At 51.9% G+C, this 15,464-nt stretch carries 13 protein-coding genes; 6 read left to right on the forward strand and 7 right to left on the reverse strand.

All coding sequences use genetic code 11. The annotated features are described in order from the left end of the window. Nucleotides 1–7: 7 nt before the first annotated feature. Genes HBA55_RS21295 through glmS form a run of 4 tightly spaced genes read right to left on the reverse strand, consistent with a single transcriptional unit; the run spans nucleotide 8 to nucleotide 4,522 of the window. Nucleotides 8–1,210 carry a CaiB/BaiF CoA transferase family protein gene (locus HBA55_RS21295; RefSeq protein WP_166995645.1) on the reverse strand — a complete coding sequence of 401 codons (1,203 nt, stop codon included), beginning with the start codon at nucleotides 1,208–1,210 and terminating at the stop codon, nucleotides 8–10. After that, a complete protein-coding gene (locus HBA55_RS21300; RefSeq protein WP_166995647.1) occupies nucleotides 1,200–2,504 on the reverse strand; it encodes a methylaspartate ammonia-lyase in 1,305 nt (434 codons plus the stop codon). Before HBA55_RS21300 ends, HBA55_RS21295 begins: the two co-directional genes overlap by 11 nt. A 21-nt stretch (nucleotides 2,505–2,525) precedes the next feature. Then, a complete protein-coding gene (locus HBA55_RS21305) occupies nucleotides 2,526–4,004 on the reverse strand; it encodes a methylaspartate mutase subunit E (protein WP_166995649.1) in 1,479 nt (492 codons plus the stop codon). Between the two features lie 17 nt (nucleotides 4,005–4,021). After that, entirely contained in the window at nucleotides 4,022–4,522 is a 501-nt protein-coding gene (gene glmS, locus HBA55_RS21310) for a methylaspartate mutase subunit S (protein ID WP_166995651.1), read from the reverse strand. Between the two features lie 160 nt (nucleotides 4,523–4,682). Here glmS and HBA55_RS21315 point away from each other — a divergent pair, with 160 nt between their 5' ends. The 4 genes from HBA55_RS21315 (at nucleotide 4,683) to HBA55_RS21330 (ending at nucleotide 10,361) form a co-directional block, all read left to right on the forward strand. After that, on the forward strand, nucleotides 4,683–5,612 hold the full coding sequence (locus tag HBA55_RS21315; RefSeq protein ID WP_166995653.1) for a LysR family transcriptional regulator: 930 nt from the start codon (nucleotides 4,683–4,685) through the stop codon (nucleotides 5,610–5,612). Between the two features lie 165 nt (nucleotides 5,613–5,777). Further along, nucleotides 5,778–5,957, forward strand: coding sequence for a hypothetical protein (locus HBA55_RS21320; RefSeq protein WP_166995655.1), 180 nt, complete (start codon nucleotides 5,778–5,780; stop codon nucleotides 5,955–5,957). Nucleotides 5,958–6,238: 281 nt separating this feature from the next. Further along, nucleotides 6,239–7,312: an AGE family epimerase/isomerase gene (locus HBA55_RS21325; RefSeq protein WP_166995657.1), complete on the forward strand. Its 1,074-nt coding sequence runs from the start codon at nucleotides 6,239–6,241 to the stop codon at nucleotides 7,310–7,312. Between the two features lie 193 nt (nucleotides 7,313–7,505). Next, nucleotides 7,506–10,361 (forward strand): TonB-dependent receptor, encoded by a 2,856-nt coding sequence (locus HBA55_RS21330; RefSeq protein WP_166995659.1) that lies wholly within the window; start codon nucleotides 7,506–7,508, stop codon nucleotides 10,359–10,361. Between the two features lie 3 nt (nucleotides 10,362–10,364). Here the strand turns inward: HBA55_RS21330 and HBA55_RS21335 are convergent, their stop codons facing one another. Together HBA55_RS21335 and HBA55_RS21340 are read right to left on the reverse strand one after the other, a co-directional pair. Next, on the reverse strand, nucleotides 10,365–11,429 hold the full coding sequence (locus HBA55_RS21335; protein WP_166995660.1) for a UDP-glucose--hexose-1-phosphate uridylyltransferase: 1,065 nt from the start codon (nucleotides 11,427–11,429) through the stop codon (nucleotides 10,365–10,367). 33 nt (nucleotides 11,430–11,462) lie between these two features. After that, nucleotides 11,463–12,794 (reverse strand): MFS transporter, encoded by a 1,332-nt coding sequence (locus HBA55_RS21340; RefSeq protein WP_166995662.1) that lies wholly within the window; start codon nucleotides 12,792–12,794, stop codon nucleotides 11,463–11,465. A gap of 209 nt (nucleotides 12,795–13,003) precedes the next feature. Here HBA55_RS21340 and HBA55_RS21345 point away from each other — a divergent pair, with 209 nt between their 5' ends. Beyond that, nucleotides 13,004–13,567 (forward strand): RNA polymerase sigma factor, encoded by a 564-nt coding sequence (locus tag HBA55_RS21345; protein ID WP_166995664.1) that lies wholly within the window; start codon nucleotides 13,004–13,006, stop codon nucleotides 13,565–13,567. Next, nucleotides 13,567–14,586, forward strand: coding sequence for a FecR family protein (locus HBA55_RS21350; RefSeq protein ID WP_166995666.1), 1,020 nt, complete (start codon nucleotides 13,567–13,569; stop codon nucleotides 14,584–14,586). Before HBA55_RS21345 ends, HBA55_RS21350 begins: the two co-directional genes overlap by 1 nt. Nucleotides 14,587–14,600: 14 nt before the next feature. Here HBA55_RS21350 and HBA55_RS21355 read toward each other — a convergent pair whose 3' ends face one another. Beyond that, a complete protein-coding gene (locus HBA55_RS21355) occupies nucleotides 14,601–15,314 on the reverse strand; it encodes a hypothetical protein (RefSeq protein ID WP_166995668.1) in 714 nt (237 codons plus the stop codon). Nucleotides 15,315–15,464: the final 150 nt, after the last annotated feature.

A 15,464-nucleotide genomic window follows, 5' to 3' on the forward strand; every position in this document is an offset into this window, starting at 1 on the left:
TTTCCTCTCATTCTACAGTTTCGGTGGCGACGGAAGCGCTAAACTCTCTGCGGATCTTTCGAGAGTGTTCTCCTACTTTGGGGACTCTTGCACAGTTTCCTCCATCCCGGGGTTGTGCATCAACTTTGTCGCTAAACTGTACTGGCGAGGCGACAAGGTTGACGGAACCACCTTCGGGGAGTGTGACTCTGCGGCGTTTTAATTGCGGGTGTCGAATAACCCCATCGGGCGTGTTGACCGCACCAAAGGCAATATCGGCTTCGCGCAGCAGGGATTCCATAGCGCTCCGGGAATGTGAAGAAAACACCGCCTTGATAAAGGTATCGAGCTCAATGCGATGCTTCACCCTGGTATTGTTATCGCGAAAGTGCGCGTCCGTCGCCAATTCGGGCTGTAACAGTACCCGTTCGCAGAAGCGGACCCATTCCCGTTCATTTTGAATGGATATGGCCAGGGTCTCCCCGTCGGCGGTTCTATAGCCGCCATAGGGCGCAATTGAGGGGTGGTGCATGCCGACCCGTTTAGGGGCGCCTTTGCCGTATTGGGTGTGTAACAGCGGTACGGTCATCCAGTCGGCGGCGGTGTCGAACAATGAAATCTTTACCCCTGTCCCACGACCGGTTTTTTCCCGTTGCAGCAGTGCCTGCTGGATACCGATCAGGGCATTCATACCGGCACCTATGTCGCAGAGTGATACACCAATGCGTCCGTAGGCATGGGGTGAGCCACTCACGGCAACCAGTCCGGTTTCGCACTGGACCAGAAAATCATAGGCTTTCATATCGCGGTAGCGGCCACTTTCACCATAGCCGCTTATATCGCAGGTAATCAGCCGTGGATGGCGTTGCCTCAGCGCTGTGGAGCCAAATCCGGCTCGCTCGGCCGCCCCCGGCGCAAGGTTCTGGATAAATACATCGGCTTGGGAGACTATGCGCTGCAGCAAGTCTGCGTCTTGCGGATTCTTGATGTCAAGACACAGTGATTCCTTGCTGTGGTTAGCCCAAACAAAGTAGGACGATTCGCCCTTGGCGGCATCGTCGTAGCTTCTGGCAAAATCGCCTTCTCTGCGCTCGATCTTAATGACTCGGGCACCGCCTTCGGCCAGTCGGCAGGAACAAAGAGGGGCGGCGACGGCTTGTTCCAGAGTCACCACCAATAATCCGCTGAAAGGGCCGGAGGTCGCTGTGCCAGTGTTCTGTTCAGTGAGCATGAAAGTGCCCCGGATTCTGGTGTTCAATGGAAGGGAATAAAGGTGTGGAGGCGGCAAACTGAGCAATGGCGCGCTGCATTTCATTGTTTACAACGTTCATGCCTTCGTCAAAACCCATTCCGGGCTTGATCAGCAGGCGTTCGGGTCGCGCGGCCAGTGCCACGTGTACGCAAGTTCTGGCGGATAGATCGGTTTCGTTGCAGGTACCTCCCTGATAGGCTTCAACGGTATTCTGCTGGCAGTAGCCAATGGCTTCCACCACATTATGAATGCTGCCGAGATCCGGCGTTTTTATCTGAACCATGTGGCAGCAATCAGCATCGGCGAAGTCCCTGATGTCTTGCAAGGTATTGCACCATTCGTCAGCCACAAGTTTGGCCGGGGAGCTGATGGCATTCAGGTGTTCCTTGATCCCGGCCATAGCCTCCATTTGTTCGAGTTTTCCGCCAGCATCGACGGGTCCTTCAATGTAGAGCTTCAAGTCGCCGGTCAAATCCTGCAATTCAGCGATGTACTCCGCCACTCGTTTGTGGTCATGATCAAATACCAGTCCCAGCGTGCCGTAAACATCAAGGTGCAAGTCGGGTTGGTAATTGGGGTAGTCCTGACGGCCGTCGTTGCCCAATTGCCCGATTCGTTCAGTTAGCCACTGTACATAATCCCGCAACTTTTCACCGTGACGACCAAGCTTTGAGGGACTATTGATCAGGCCGTGGGGCAAGACATCGACTTTTTTCAAAATCATTTTGTCGGCACCCAGGTAACGATCATCGCCGCTCTGGCCAAACATCGGTACCGGTTGTGGGATTCTGGGCAGCTTATACTCCTGGCACAGCACCGCTGCCTTTAGCTGACGCTTTGCCAGGGCGGTGGCCTCCAGCAGCGCTTGGGACACACCATAACGAATGGCCGTGTGTAGCGGCTGACCTTCAATTTTGAGATTGTCAAAAAAGCGCGCATTGGGCACAAAGGCGTCAACATTCAAGCCCTCCAGCAAAGGCCTGAGGTACTTCTGCAGAAAGGGGATATAGTTTTGAGCGGTAAATAGTGGGTCTCTTCCACCGGCACCGGAATACTGTACGGCGGCGCAGTCCCCCACGGCAACGCTGCCGTCGTCCAGTTGCAGAAGGATGGAGACGCACTCGCCCGCCTGGCGAATGGCTTGAAAGCCCTGGGTGTGGGCGTCGCCACGATAGACGAATCCGTCCAGCTGAGCACCCTGTTTAATCGCGTGCTGATCGTCAAAATAGAAGGCCGAGTAGCCACTGACAAACAGTGCCTGAACAATCTTCATGGGGGGGTAACCTCGGATTTATCAAAGACCATGTATCGGGGAAACAGTGTTTCGTCTCTGCGGACGGCCGATCAGAGTACTGCGGGAAACGGCGTTAACGTCATCGACCACCATATGAAACGACGCTTCCCGTTTCTCTTGCCGAGCCCGTTCGGCGATTTTGTCGCGATGGAAGGTCAGTACATCATCGGGAAGCGGAACAGAACCAGGATCCAGTAACCGAATGGCGCCGTCGTTATCGCGTACGGGCATCAGAACACCGGCGTTGCAGTCCGCCGGAGCAAAGGGAATATCCAGGGCGCCAGCGGCAAAGGCGCGTACCGTTCCGAGAGCAATATCACCCCTACCGAGGTTCAGTACCTGATCAAGCACAGCGCGAACCTCCCGCTTGATGATTTCCACTTCCCGCTCCATAGCCTCAGTAGTGGGGAAATGCTGTTCGTGTACCATATTGATGGTCTGCCGTGTGGCTTCAAGACCATGGGTGTTGGCCTCCTTGGTGGGAACGCCACAAGCTTCGTGAGGCGTCTTCACAATTATTTTTGTGGCTCCGGCAATGGCGGCAGCGGTGGCACCCCAGCAGATGACCGAGTAGGCCTTGGATTCCTCTTGCGGGAATCCGCCCATCCACTGGTGAAACACGGTACTCAACTCGTAGTCGTTAAATCCCGCCGCCTGGAAGACTTCATCACCCAGTTCCCGCAGCGATTTAATGGCGGCAACATCCTGAATAAGGTTGCCACCTTGACCATAGCCAAGGGTGATGCATTTGACGCCTTGCTCCAGAGCCAGCAACCCTTCAATCAGCATGATGCAATGAGAAACGAATGGCGGCACCAGGGTGCCGGAGAGAGGGCCGAAGGGTTCTCGATTGATGCGAATACCTTCTTCCTCGTATTTCCCCACCAGACGATCACAGTATTGCCAGTGGCGAATGGAAGATTCCAGTCGAACCCGTTTGGCGTAGGGGATATTGTAAGAAATGCCCCCGCCCTCATAACTGGTATAGCCTGCTGCCAGGGTAATCTCACTCAGCAGTCGCGCATCCGGCGTCCCGTGACGAACCTGTACCGGTTTGTTGAGGGCGTTAACCACTTGGCGACAGCCCTTGGGGCCGTGGTTAACCGCAGGAAAACCGTTTAGCAATGATGAGCCTGCCTGCAGGGATTTGGTGATGCCGCTACCCGCTTCGTCGTAGCGATTCAAGCGGGTATAGGCATCGATGGTGGTGGGCAGCAAATCGCAGGAAGACTCCAGGTGCTGCAGCAAGGCGATTTGCTCATGCAATAACGCCACACCCGCTCGCGGCTGCAACAGGGTTTTCCCTGATTGGTCCGCCTGACGGAGTACTGATGAAAACCGCTTGCTGTCGGGCAGGGCGTGCTGAAATTTCACACCTTCGGAAAAATCCACCTCTTTACCGGTGGGCCAGGACTGCAATACTTGCCGACGTTCCTGTTCAAACTCCCGTTCGGAGAGTCTCTGGTTATTCAGTTCCACGATAATGCCTGCCCTGCCTACGCCCTTGCCGCCATATCCAACACGCCATGTTCCCGATGACCGGCCACCAGCCATTGATTCCACTGCGGCTGGCGTCGCTGATGAATGTCCATCCGCAGCAACTTCGCCACGTCATGCAAATCAATGCCGGGTTGAAAAACGCGGTCGTAACCCATGCCGGCAAACAGACGTTGCACTTCGGCAAAGGGGCGCTTGCCAATCACCAGATTGCCACCCACATACAAGATAATCTCCGCCAAGCCTCGTTCCATGCATCTCTCTCGCAGTCCGGCGCAATCGATTTCACCGTGCCCATAAATAGACGACACCAAAATCGCCTCAGCATTGTGTTCAATGGCGGCGTCGATAAACTCGTCCTGACTGACCATAACCCCCAGATTGATAACCTGAAACGACAACTGACTGAGCACACTCATAATGATCTTGTTACCGACGGCATGGCAGTCGGCACCGATCACGCCAAGAATGACCGTAGGTTCGGAGGTGGATTGCTGCATGGTGTTTATCCCTTGAGTGAGAAACAGTGGTTGAGGTCTGGTATGGCGAGATTATTAGATAAGAAAGATTTACATACAATCACAAATACATAACAATAACTTAAGTGTTGAGATCCAAGTCCAACCACCGATTAACAGCCGGGTAATCACAGAGCTTCTTATGAAAGATCCCCTTCGTCATGCGTCTCTCAAGCAACTGAAAATTTTCGCCATCGCGGTAGAACAGCAAAGTTTTGCCCGTGCGGCGGAAATCCTGCATTTGTCGCAACCGGCGGTGTCCATGCAGATGAGCCGGCTGGCTGAAGGCGTGGGCCTGGAGCTGTTTGAAAAGAGTGGCCGCAATCAGCGGGTCACCCGAGCCGGTGAGATACTCTATCCCTACGTTAAACAGGTCACTCAGACGTTACGGGAGGCCGGTGAGGAGCTCGATGCACTCAAGGGCGCACGACACGGAAAAATCAAGGTGGCTATGGTAACCACTTCGCGCTATTTTGCGCCTAAGTTGGTGGCACGTTTCTGCGAGCTGAACCCGGACATAGAGATCGATTTCACCATAGCCAATCGCCAAACCGTGATTGAAAAGCTGGAAAACAATCAAATTGATCTCGCCATTATGGGTCGCCCACCCTCACGTTTGGGTGTCGTGGCGGAGGCCTTTGCCGAGCATCCCTACGTTATCATTGCAGCGCCGGATTACCCTTTGGTGGGCAAAAGGCGCTTCTCTGCTCAAAAGTTGGCGGGGGAGACCTTTTTGGCCAGGGAGGCCGGATCGGGCACCCGTATGCTGATGGAGCACTTCTTCGCAGAAAACGGTATTGAGGTGCCGGTGCTGCAAGAGGTGCCCAGCAATGAATCCATCAAACAGGCAGTCATGGCTGGCATGGGTTTGGCGCTGATTTCGAAGCATACCATCGGCTTGGAGTATCAAACCGGTAATATCGCTATTTTAAATGTCAGAGACATGCCGATTCTGCGCACCTGGTATGTGCTGCACCTGGAGGGTAAATCCGTTAACCCAATCATCAGCGCATTTAAGGCCTTTATGCTGGAGCAAGCTCCCGGGTTTATCAGCGATCTTTTCGGAAAATAGCCTGCTTTATAAAATTCGGAGAAATGTGGCTTGCCAAGTATAAAAAATGGCGTAACAATCAATAAAGACAAAAAATCCTGATGTTATGTGGGTATAGTACTGAATTGATGTTAATAGCACTGAATATTCAAAGGCTTCCAACACCTGGTCTCAGGGAGAAATGTCATGCAAGTAAGATCGGATACTGGAGTTGATAAACAAGTTTCGGCGGCGGTTGTTGCTATGGCGCTCAGGGGTGAACAGCGCAAAGAAAGCGCTGACCGACCCGTTGAAGAGCACCAATGCCTTGATGTGTCAATCGAAGTCGACGGCGATGACTGGGCGTATTGCAAGAGTGATAACTGACCTGGGTTGCTGAATAGCCCCTGAGGGCTGTTTTCAACAAGCAGGATTTTTCGCCCTGGGACCATCACCCATGGATTTAGGGCGTGTCCTTTCCTATTCTCTAAAAAATTGCCAATGGATGGTGACTTAAATCCCATTTTTTACGTCCTATAGAGTGAATTCACACCCGCTATACCATCACTTGAGGCACGTATATGGTCTGTCAGACACTGCTAAGCTCCAGTCGTCGGTTTGAACATTGGATGAGACATTCAGCCCTGCCTTTATGGACGACCAGGGGTATGCATCAAGGCAACCAGGGCGCGGTGGAGCGTTTGTCCTTTGACGGCTCGGCAGATCTGAAGTCGGATAAGCGCACCAGAGTGACCGCGCGTCAAATGTTCGTTCTCGCCTACGCCACACAAATGGATTGGTTGTCAGGTGCCGGCAATTTGATCACCGGTTTGGAAGCCTATCTTGACGCATCCGCTCGCCACCCCGAGTTTTCCCAGGGTTACGTACATCGATTGGAAGCCAATAACTCAATTGCGGAAGGCAGGCAGGATACCTATGATCTTGCATTTTTTTTGCTGGCCTATGCCTGGCGATTCCGGGCGTTAGGGGATAAACAGGCGTTGCAGCGCGCAGAACTCCTGATGCGGCACCTGGATCATAACTTCAAAGGCGATCGGGGTGGATGGGAAGACAAGCAGACTGAAGTCATCATTCGTCGCCAAAACCCCCACATGCACCTGTTCGAAGCCTTTATCGCGCTATATGAAGCCACAGGGTCGTCGAAATGGCTGGCCCGAGCCGGGGAAGTCTTTAACCTGTTCGAAACCCGGTTCTACGATGACAACAACGAGGTGTTGTTGGAATACTTCGATGCCCATTGGAATCCGATAACCATTAACGGTCACTACCTTGTCGAGCCCGGCCACATGCTGGAGTGGGTATGGCTGTTGTGCAGATACAACGAATACGCCAATACCCCTGTGGTCCGGTACACAGAAGCGCTCTATGAGAGGGCTCTGGAGTTGGGGACGGATCCGAATTCGGGGCTGCTATGGGACCAAGTCAGTCCCGAGGGGCAGGTAATAACCGCGTCCAAGCGATGTTGGCCAATGACAGAGCTGATCAAAGCCAATATCGCCCTGGCCGGGGAGGGACACAGCCGATACGAGAGTCGAGCTGCCGAAGCGATTGAATTGCTTTTGCACCACTATCTGAAGGTGCCGACGCCGGGCTCCTATATAGACAGACTGGACGCGCAAAATAAAGTCATAGATCACTCTGCCCCCGCAAGCACACTTTATCATCTGGCGTTGGCTGCCGGTGAATCGGCCTTGTACTGCCGGTCACAGGAGATCGATTGACCCTACTGAGAGTGGAGCTATTGGATCTGATCGAGTTGTCGGAGCAAATGCGATAATGTTCGACCGAAGATTTGCTATCATGACGCTGTAAACCATTTTCTGCGTTGCAGGAGTTGTGGGTTTGATAGCCGAACAGGAGATGCTTGAATTTGCAGGAGTCTGTTCCAGTGGGCGTTAGCAGTATTTCGGAATAATGAAAAATATACTAATAATTAAACACAATATCGGCCCCTATGCGCTGCTAATGCTGGTGTTGCTGACGGTCAATGGCTATGCCGCCAATCAGGAGTTGAGAAAAAGCTATCAATTGCCCCAACAGCAGCTGGAATCAGCGCTTGTCAACTTTGCAATCCAAACCAATATTGACCTGATCTATCATTCGAATCTGGTTAAAGACAAATTGTCTAACGAGGTCTCAGGCCGTTATTTATTGGAAGAGGCGCTCGCAATTCTTCTTCTGAATACCGGCCTGGGTTTCGAATCCAGCAACGCCTCTGTGTATCTTATTACGGAGCTGCCATTTGCCGACAGTGAATACAACAGCGAAGCGACGGTGCCGCAAGAAGTTATTGACGAGGTATTGGTCACCGGTTATGGGCTCCAGAATCAATACGCTATTGCCCACCGCAGAGACTCCTATTCTATTGCGGAGTTTATGTTTCAGGACGAGATGGGTAAGTTTCCCGATTTTAATATCGCGGATTCCTTCAGGCGACTGTCCGGTGTTGGTGCCATCTTCGATGAAGATGAAGGCAGGTTCGTGGTTGCCCGCGGTATCCGGTCAGAACACAATACGGTGACGATTGATGGTTTACCTATTGCCACCATCGACGGATTTGGTGAGGAGGGGCGCTCCATCGGGCTGGAAGCTATTCCATCCGTCGCCGTCAAACGATTGGAAGCGACTAAAACCTTTTCCTCCGATATGGATCCGGGAGCGATAGGGAGCAGTCTGAATCTGGTCACTCGCAGTGCCTTTGATAACGATGGCCCCTTTCTGACGCTCGACAGTTCTCTTTCCTACCACTCTTACGACGATATTCCCAACGACAACAGTTTGGGGTCCAGCAAAGATCATCCGCTGGGCGGAAACATCAACATTCTGGGTAGTCGACTTTTCGGCGGCGACCAACATTGGGGGCTTAGCGCAGTACTGACATACAATATTAAACAACGTGACGAATCAAAGACCGTTCAGGAAGGGGCGAATTACTTCGATGTCAATGGTCAACGCGTCACTGGGCCAGAGTCCCCCGAATGGAACGGGCAGGTTTCTCCCAACGAATATCGATGGCTGATTTATACCAACCGGCTGGAGCGATACGGCGGACACCTTAAGCTTGAGTACTTTCCGAGTGAAGATTTCTTCGGTTACCTGTCTGGCTATTACTTTAAGCAATCTCAGGAAGAGACGCGTAACGGTCATACGTTGACCGATTTCGAAGATCTGCAGGAGCAGTCCATAGCGCGGGGGCGGTACGGATCGGCACTGGGGCGGGTAACCTTCGATTTTTTTCCTCTCAATCAGAGAAATTATGGAATCAGTCTGTTTTCCCAGTGGATGTTAAACCAATCATCACATCTGGAAGTCAATATGGGATATTCCTTTGCGGATTTTCAAGACACAGACCCCAGTGTCATTTTCGAAACTCCAAGGACGACCGAATTGGGTCTGGATTATGACAGCTCGTCCTTTATCGCCACCTATCAGCTGGATAATCCTCAATATTTTGTGGATCCGGATAATTATTCACTCAAGGAGTATGCATTCAGACAAAGACAGTCGGAAGAATCCATCTGGGCCCTGCGGCTGGATTTGCACAACAATATTGGCATTGAAGGTCGCGGCACCGGCTACAAAATGGGGGGTGAGTGGCGCAGACTGGCTCGCCAGCGCGACAACACCGCCAGCATAATGACTCACCCGGCATTGACTCTGTCGGGCCTCACTACCGACGTCCACTTTGTACCGCAAAACCGCTCGGAACCCTACCTCTTTATAGATTTTGAACGTCTTCGGCAACAACAGGGGTTCGAATTGATGGAGGCGGAGAGCCAGTGGCAATCGGCGCTGGAAGACTTCGACTATCAGGAAGATCTGATTTCCGCCTATATGATGCTGACTTTCTCGGGTGATCACTACCGGATGGCCGCAGGGGCTCGCTTTGAGCACGTGGATGTCGATACCAGAAACCCGGTGCTGAACAATGGTGTTATTGGGCAAAAAAGTGGCGACGGCAAATACGCCAATTGGCTGCCGTCGGTATCACTGTTCTACGAAGTTTCGGAAAACACGACGCTGAGAGCGGCCTATAGCCGTACATTGGGCAGACCCGCACCGGGCGATGCGGCCTCACCCGAGACAACCAACCTTGATGGCTCGATCAATCGTGCTGACCCGGACGTCAATCCCAGTCGAGTGGACAACTATGATTTAACGCTGGACTATCATCTGGATGACGGATTTATGTCGATTGGGGTATTTCATAAAGATATCAGCGATAATATTTTCAGAGTTCCCAAGCTTGAAAACGGCACGGTAGTGATACAGCCAGACAATACAACAGACTCCAGGCTTAGCGGCGTCGAGCTAAATATCATCAAGAACCGCCTGGATTTCCTGCCGCGACCACTGTCCGGTTTGGGTTTTAGTGGCAATCTGACTCTGATGCGGGGAACACTGGACTACTTGGACAGTTCAGGAACTCGACGATCACTGGACAGATTGATTGAACAGTCTGAGCGGCTGGCAAATGCGACTCTGTTCTACAACTGGAAAAACCGGTTTGAATGCCGACTGATATACGCATACCAAGGTGAATATACTCATGTTTTCTTTCCCGACGAACCGCATTTGAACAGAGAGTGGCTCGATTACACACAGTGGGACATACATGCCCGATACACGCTTTCGAACAGTATCAGTATGTATTTCGAGGCCAGGAACATAACCGACAACGACCGGGTATTGGCGGAAGCGGAAGCGGGTCTGGGGGCCGAAATAGAATTCGGCCGGTCATTCTTTCTTGGATTGAACCTGTCCATGTAGTCTCTAGCCGATCTCTGACTGTTCTTCCAAGGTGTAGTGAACACTGGAGAGATTCCTTAATAACTCCGCGCTGGACTCGGGTGTAATGTCTCGTTGTGGTCCACACAACAACTCGTAACCCACCATAAATTTCTTGACGCTTGCCGAGCGCAGTAGCGGAGGATAGAAATGCATATGCAGGTCCCACTCGGGATGATCCGCCAAGTCTGTCGGAGCCTGGTGCAGACCCGCGGAGTATGGAAACTCGGTATGGAACAAATTGTCGTACTTTACCGTGACTTCACCAATGATTGCAGCAAGATCGGTTCTTTCCTGATTCGATAAAGTCAACAGGTTGGGATGGTGGTTGGTTGCAAGAATCAGAAGTTCAAATGGCCAGGTGGCCCAATAGGGAACCAGAGCAACGAAGCTCTCGTTGCGGCAAACAATCCGTTTTTGCTGTCGCAGTTCCACCGCCAGATAGTCCTGCAATAGTGTTCGGCCATGTCTGGAATAATACCGCTGCATCTGCGCCAGTTCTTTACCCGGCTCGGTCGGAATGTGGTGCTGGGCCCAAATTTGACCATGGGGATGGGGATTGCTGCATCCCATGGCAGCTCCCTTGTTCTCGAAAATCTGAACATAATTTATCTCGGGTTTTTCGCTGAGCTCCTTAAATTGATCATGCCAAAGGTCCACAACCCCGCGAATTTCTGCAACTTCCATCTGGGCAATGGTCAAATCGTGACGGGGAGAGAAACAAATAACACGGCAGATTCCAGGCTCGGATACAGATTTTAAAAGGTTTTCTTCACAGGTCTCGACCACGGGCGTGTGCTCCAGCAGCGCGGAGTAATCGTTGGTAAAAACGAAGGTGCTGTCGTAGGTGTCGTTCTTCTCTCCCCCTGCTCGTTGGTTGCCCGGGCAGAGATAGCAGGTACTGTCGTATTCAGGCCGTCCATCGCCGCCGATGTTTTCGGTCTGTCCCTGCCAGGGGCGCAATGCCCGGTGAGGTGACACCAGCAGCCATTCTCCGGTGAGCAGATTAAGTCGGCGGTGGGGGCTTCTGCTAAAGTCTACTGCATTCATTCAGGGCGTTTCCGGATGTTGATTTCAGAAGTGTCAGTCTTTCGGGCGTACCTTCCAGACCAAGAGAGTCAGGACCACCGAGATCAGTGCCGAGCCGATCCAAAGTATGGAGGCGGAGCTAAAGTCATAGACGGCAGCTCCGCCGATTATCTGCTTGCTGCTTTCGATCATGTATCCACTGAGGATGTCCTGAATAGCGGCGCCAAGATAACTGGCAACCCCGATAATACCCAAGGCGGTACCGGCAGCGTCTTTGGAGCAAATGTCAACCGCCATTAAACCGCCCAGATAGACGAGTAGTACGCCCAGAGATAAACCAAACAGCGCCATGGCCAGGCTGTCGGAATAGGTGTTGGCGGGCCCGAGAACAAACCAGGCAATCGACAAGGCGTAGAGCGTGCCGAAGATAAGAGCGGGTACATTGCGGCGGCCACGGAAGAATCGGTCTGAAATGATGCCTGAGAAAAACGTCCCGAGAATGCCCAGAATCGCATTAATGGACACGATGGAGCTGGCTTCAACGGTTGTATAACCTTTTTCGGCTTCGAGGAAAAAAATCCCCCAACTGTTCACTGCGTAACGGGTGACATAAAAAAACGCGCTGGCCAGGGCCAGAATCCATACGGCAGGGTTTCGAATCACATCCCATTGTTTTTGGCCCACAGACTTGGTTTGCTCTTCGCTGCTCTGGTCATTGTACACCCGCGGCAAGCCATAGACCTCTGGGCGCTCATAGAGGAACTTCCAGATGACGATACTCATGGCGATACCCAGGATTCCGGCCAGGTAAAATCCCGATTGCCAACCGAAGGCCGTAATGATGACTGCAATCGCCACGAAGGTTATGGCTTCGCCGATGTTATGACTGGTGCTCCACATGCCGTAGAAGCTTCCTCGCTCCTTACCGCCAAACCAGTGGGTAATAGAGACCACGCTAGAGGGGGCACCGAAGGACTGAAACCAGCCGTTAAGCCCCCACAGCAGGAAGAAGAACAGGAAATTCACCGTGTGACCAAGCATCAAATTGATTGCTGCTGAGACAAATAAGCCGGTGGCCATAAATTTTCGTACATTGACTCTGTCGGCCAATATGCCGTTAGCGAGCTTCCCAAACGCGTAGGCGATAAACAGGGCGGAACCGATGAGCCCCATTTCGGTTGCATCAAATATGCCTTCATCGGCCATACTTTTCTTGGCAACACTGAAACTCAGCCGGCAGACGTAGTAAAAACCGTAGCCAAAGGTAATGGCAAGAAACACAGACCACTTGCGCTTGCGCATTTCTAAGGCGATCACATCAGAGGAACTCAAAGGGGTGGTCTGCGCATTGCTGCGAGAGTAAAAGCCGGCCAGGGTTTCGATCATTCATCACCTCATGAGACGTTAGGGCAGGGTGTCTGAGAGATAGACGGCAAAGGGGAGGAACAAGTCACCACCAAATCATCATATTCCAAAAAAGAATGATTATGTCGTTTTATATGTAAAATAAGAATTGCTGAGGTGGTGACTTAGTTCGAGGGAGTTGCGTCTATTATTGTGAGAGGAACCCCATAAAGGTTTTTGGAATCATCCAGATGAAACAGTCCACGCAAGAATCCTGTGGCTTAAACGCGAGCGATACGCGTACGCAAAAACGCAATCGCCAGTTTGTGGAGGCATTGTATGCGGAGTACCACGAGAAGCTGTTGCACTACATCTCCCGTCACTCAGTAGACCGGGAGGAAGCTCAGGATGTCTCACAGGAGACCTACCTCAAAATGTCGAGAATGTCGGACACCTCATCGGTCAAGCATCCACAGGCATTCCTGTTTCGAACGGCACTGAATATTTTGAGAGACAAATTCCGCAGACAACCGTCCACCGGGCTACCTATCAACGTAGGTGATGAGATCGAAAAAATTGAGGTTGAATCCAATATTACGCCATTGAGGGAACTGGAAGCCAAACGAGAGCTAAAGCGATTTCAACAGGCGCTGGAGGGGCTGAGCCCCAATACCAGAAATGTATTTTTACTTCACAGATTTGAAAATATGACTTACGCGCAAATTGCTGAGCATTGCAACATCACGGTGAGTGGTGTCAGTAAGCACATGATTAAGGCTATCGCGCATGTCGCGTCGGCCATGGAGACACAGTAATGACCAATCATTCAGGCCAGCACAGCGGCAGGCTTCCAACAAATGCACTGGAGGATGCCGCCAAGTGGTTTTCCGTTATTCAGGAGCGCGATATCTCGCTGCATGAGCGAAAGCGCTTTGATAACTGGATCAACGAATCAAAGATCAATGAAGAAGCCTTTGCTGCAGTCAGTTCGGCGTGGCTGGGACCCCAGGGTGTGGATCAGGATGCCTATATCAAAAATGCCTGCAGCCAGGCGATGCGTAGCCACGTTCAATCCCCCCAGACCCTGCCCCAACGATTGTGGACCGGGCCATGGGCGATGGCCGCTACAGTGATGCTGGTGGTCGCGGTGGGGCTGCTGATGAATTTCATGGAGCAGTCGTCTCCGTATCCCATAATCTACGAGACATCGGTTGGAAAACAAAAAAACATTGGGCTGGAAGATGGCTCCATTCTGATACTGGATACCAACTCTCGCGTGGCTGTCAACTTTAGAGACACCGTGCGCCAACTGACTCTGGAGCAGGGCCAGGCCTATTTCCAAGTGGCTCACGACAACACCCGTCCCTTTGTCGTCAGAGCCGGAACCGGTGAAGTGACAGCGCTAGGTACAGCATTTGATATTCGCCTTGATGGCCCGGCGGCAACAGTTAAATTGATCGAGGGAAGGGTCAAGGTCAATCTGGCCCAGGCGCCAGACGGGCCCGAAATGCAATTGGTGGCAGGGCAACAAATCCGGGTCGAGTCAGATCAACTGTCTGATGTGAAGAAAGTCGATCTGGTGAATCTGGAAGCCTGGAAGATGGGCAAAATCATCTTTAGCGATACGCCTCTCCCCGATGCGATCAATGAGATGAATCGCTACAGGAAAAAGAAATACGAACTCAGGGGTGCCAAGGCGGCTGAAGTGCGAGTGAGTGGGATTTTTAACATTGACAATGCCGACAAGTTTACCAGCTCCCTGGTTTCATACTTTCCGATTCAAGCCAGGGAGTCCAGCCAGTCAACCATTATTTTGCAGTATCGGGAAAAGTAACGGCTCTGAGGGCGTTACTTTTTAATCCGCATTTCCGCCCGTGAGCGAAGCTCGTGTAGTACGTAGTTGCGCTTGGTTCTGGTCCAGGGTTGTCCGGATTGCTCGTCATAGGTATTGGGAAGCATGACAGCTTCGGGCGCATAGGCATCAATTCCCACTTCTCTTGCGGTGCGAATCGACCGAAGGGAATGTTCACTAAACGAAATGACAATGGCTTTGCCCAACTTATCCGTACTGCCGGCAATCCTTGCAATATCTTCTGCTACGCCACGTGTGCTCAGGTAAATAACGTCTCCGGTTTCCGTTATTTTCGGGTAGATGGGCGTCAGAAGATGGGCGGGTATCTGATCACCAATAATCTCTGCAATCTCCCATTGTGCGTACACGGGTGCTGCGGTTCTTCGAAAGGTTTCTATCGTCAGCTTCGCCAGAGCCTCGTTCATGGTGCCGGGAAGTCGGTTGCCGTTTTCACTGATTCGGTTTCCGAACGCAAAGGCTATGATTGAGTCGGCCTTTTGAACGTTGATGGTGTCGGCCCGCCATTGCATGACATCGTTGAATACAAAGTCGGTTAACACATTGGACGCTTCCTCATCGTTTAGCTGCCGTTGGATTCTTTCATACACGATCTCCCGTAGTTTCGCATCTCGAACATCCTCGGCACTTGCCGAAGTCATTTGTGCGCTTAACAGCAATGGGGTTAGAAAGATAAGATCTCTGGTTCGCATGGATGAACTCACTCTTGTCGGTGGGAAGCTTTCCAATGTCTTCAAAAAGTTGACCGAAGTCAAACAAAAAAATTTAAAAATGGTTGGTGACTTGTTTGAGAGTAACTACGTCTAATAGATTGATGGCGCAGGTTGATGATCGTTTGACAG

The organism is Pseudomaricurvus alkylphenolicus (assembly GCF_011683955.1).
GTDB classification, from domain to species: Bacteria; Pseudomonadota; Gammaproteobacteria; order Pseudomonadales; family Cellvibrionaceae; genus Pseudomaricurvus; species Pseudomaricurvus alkylphenolicus.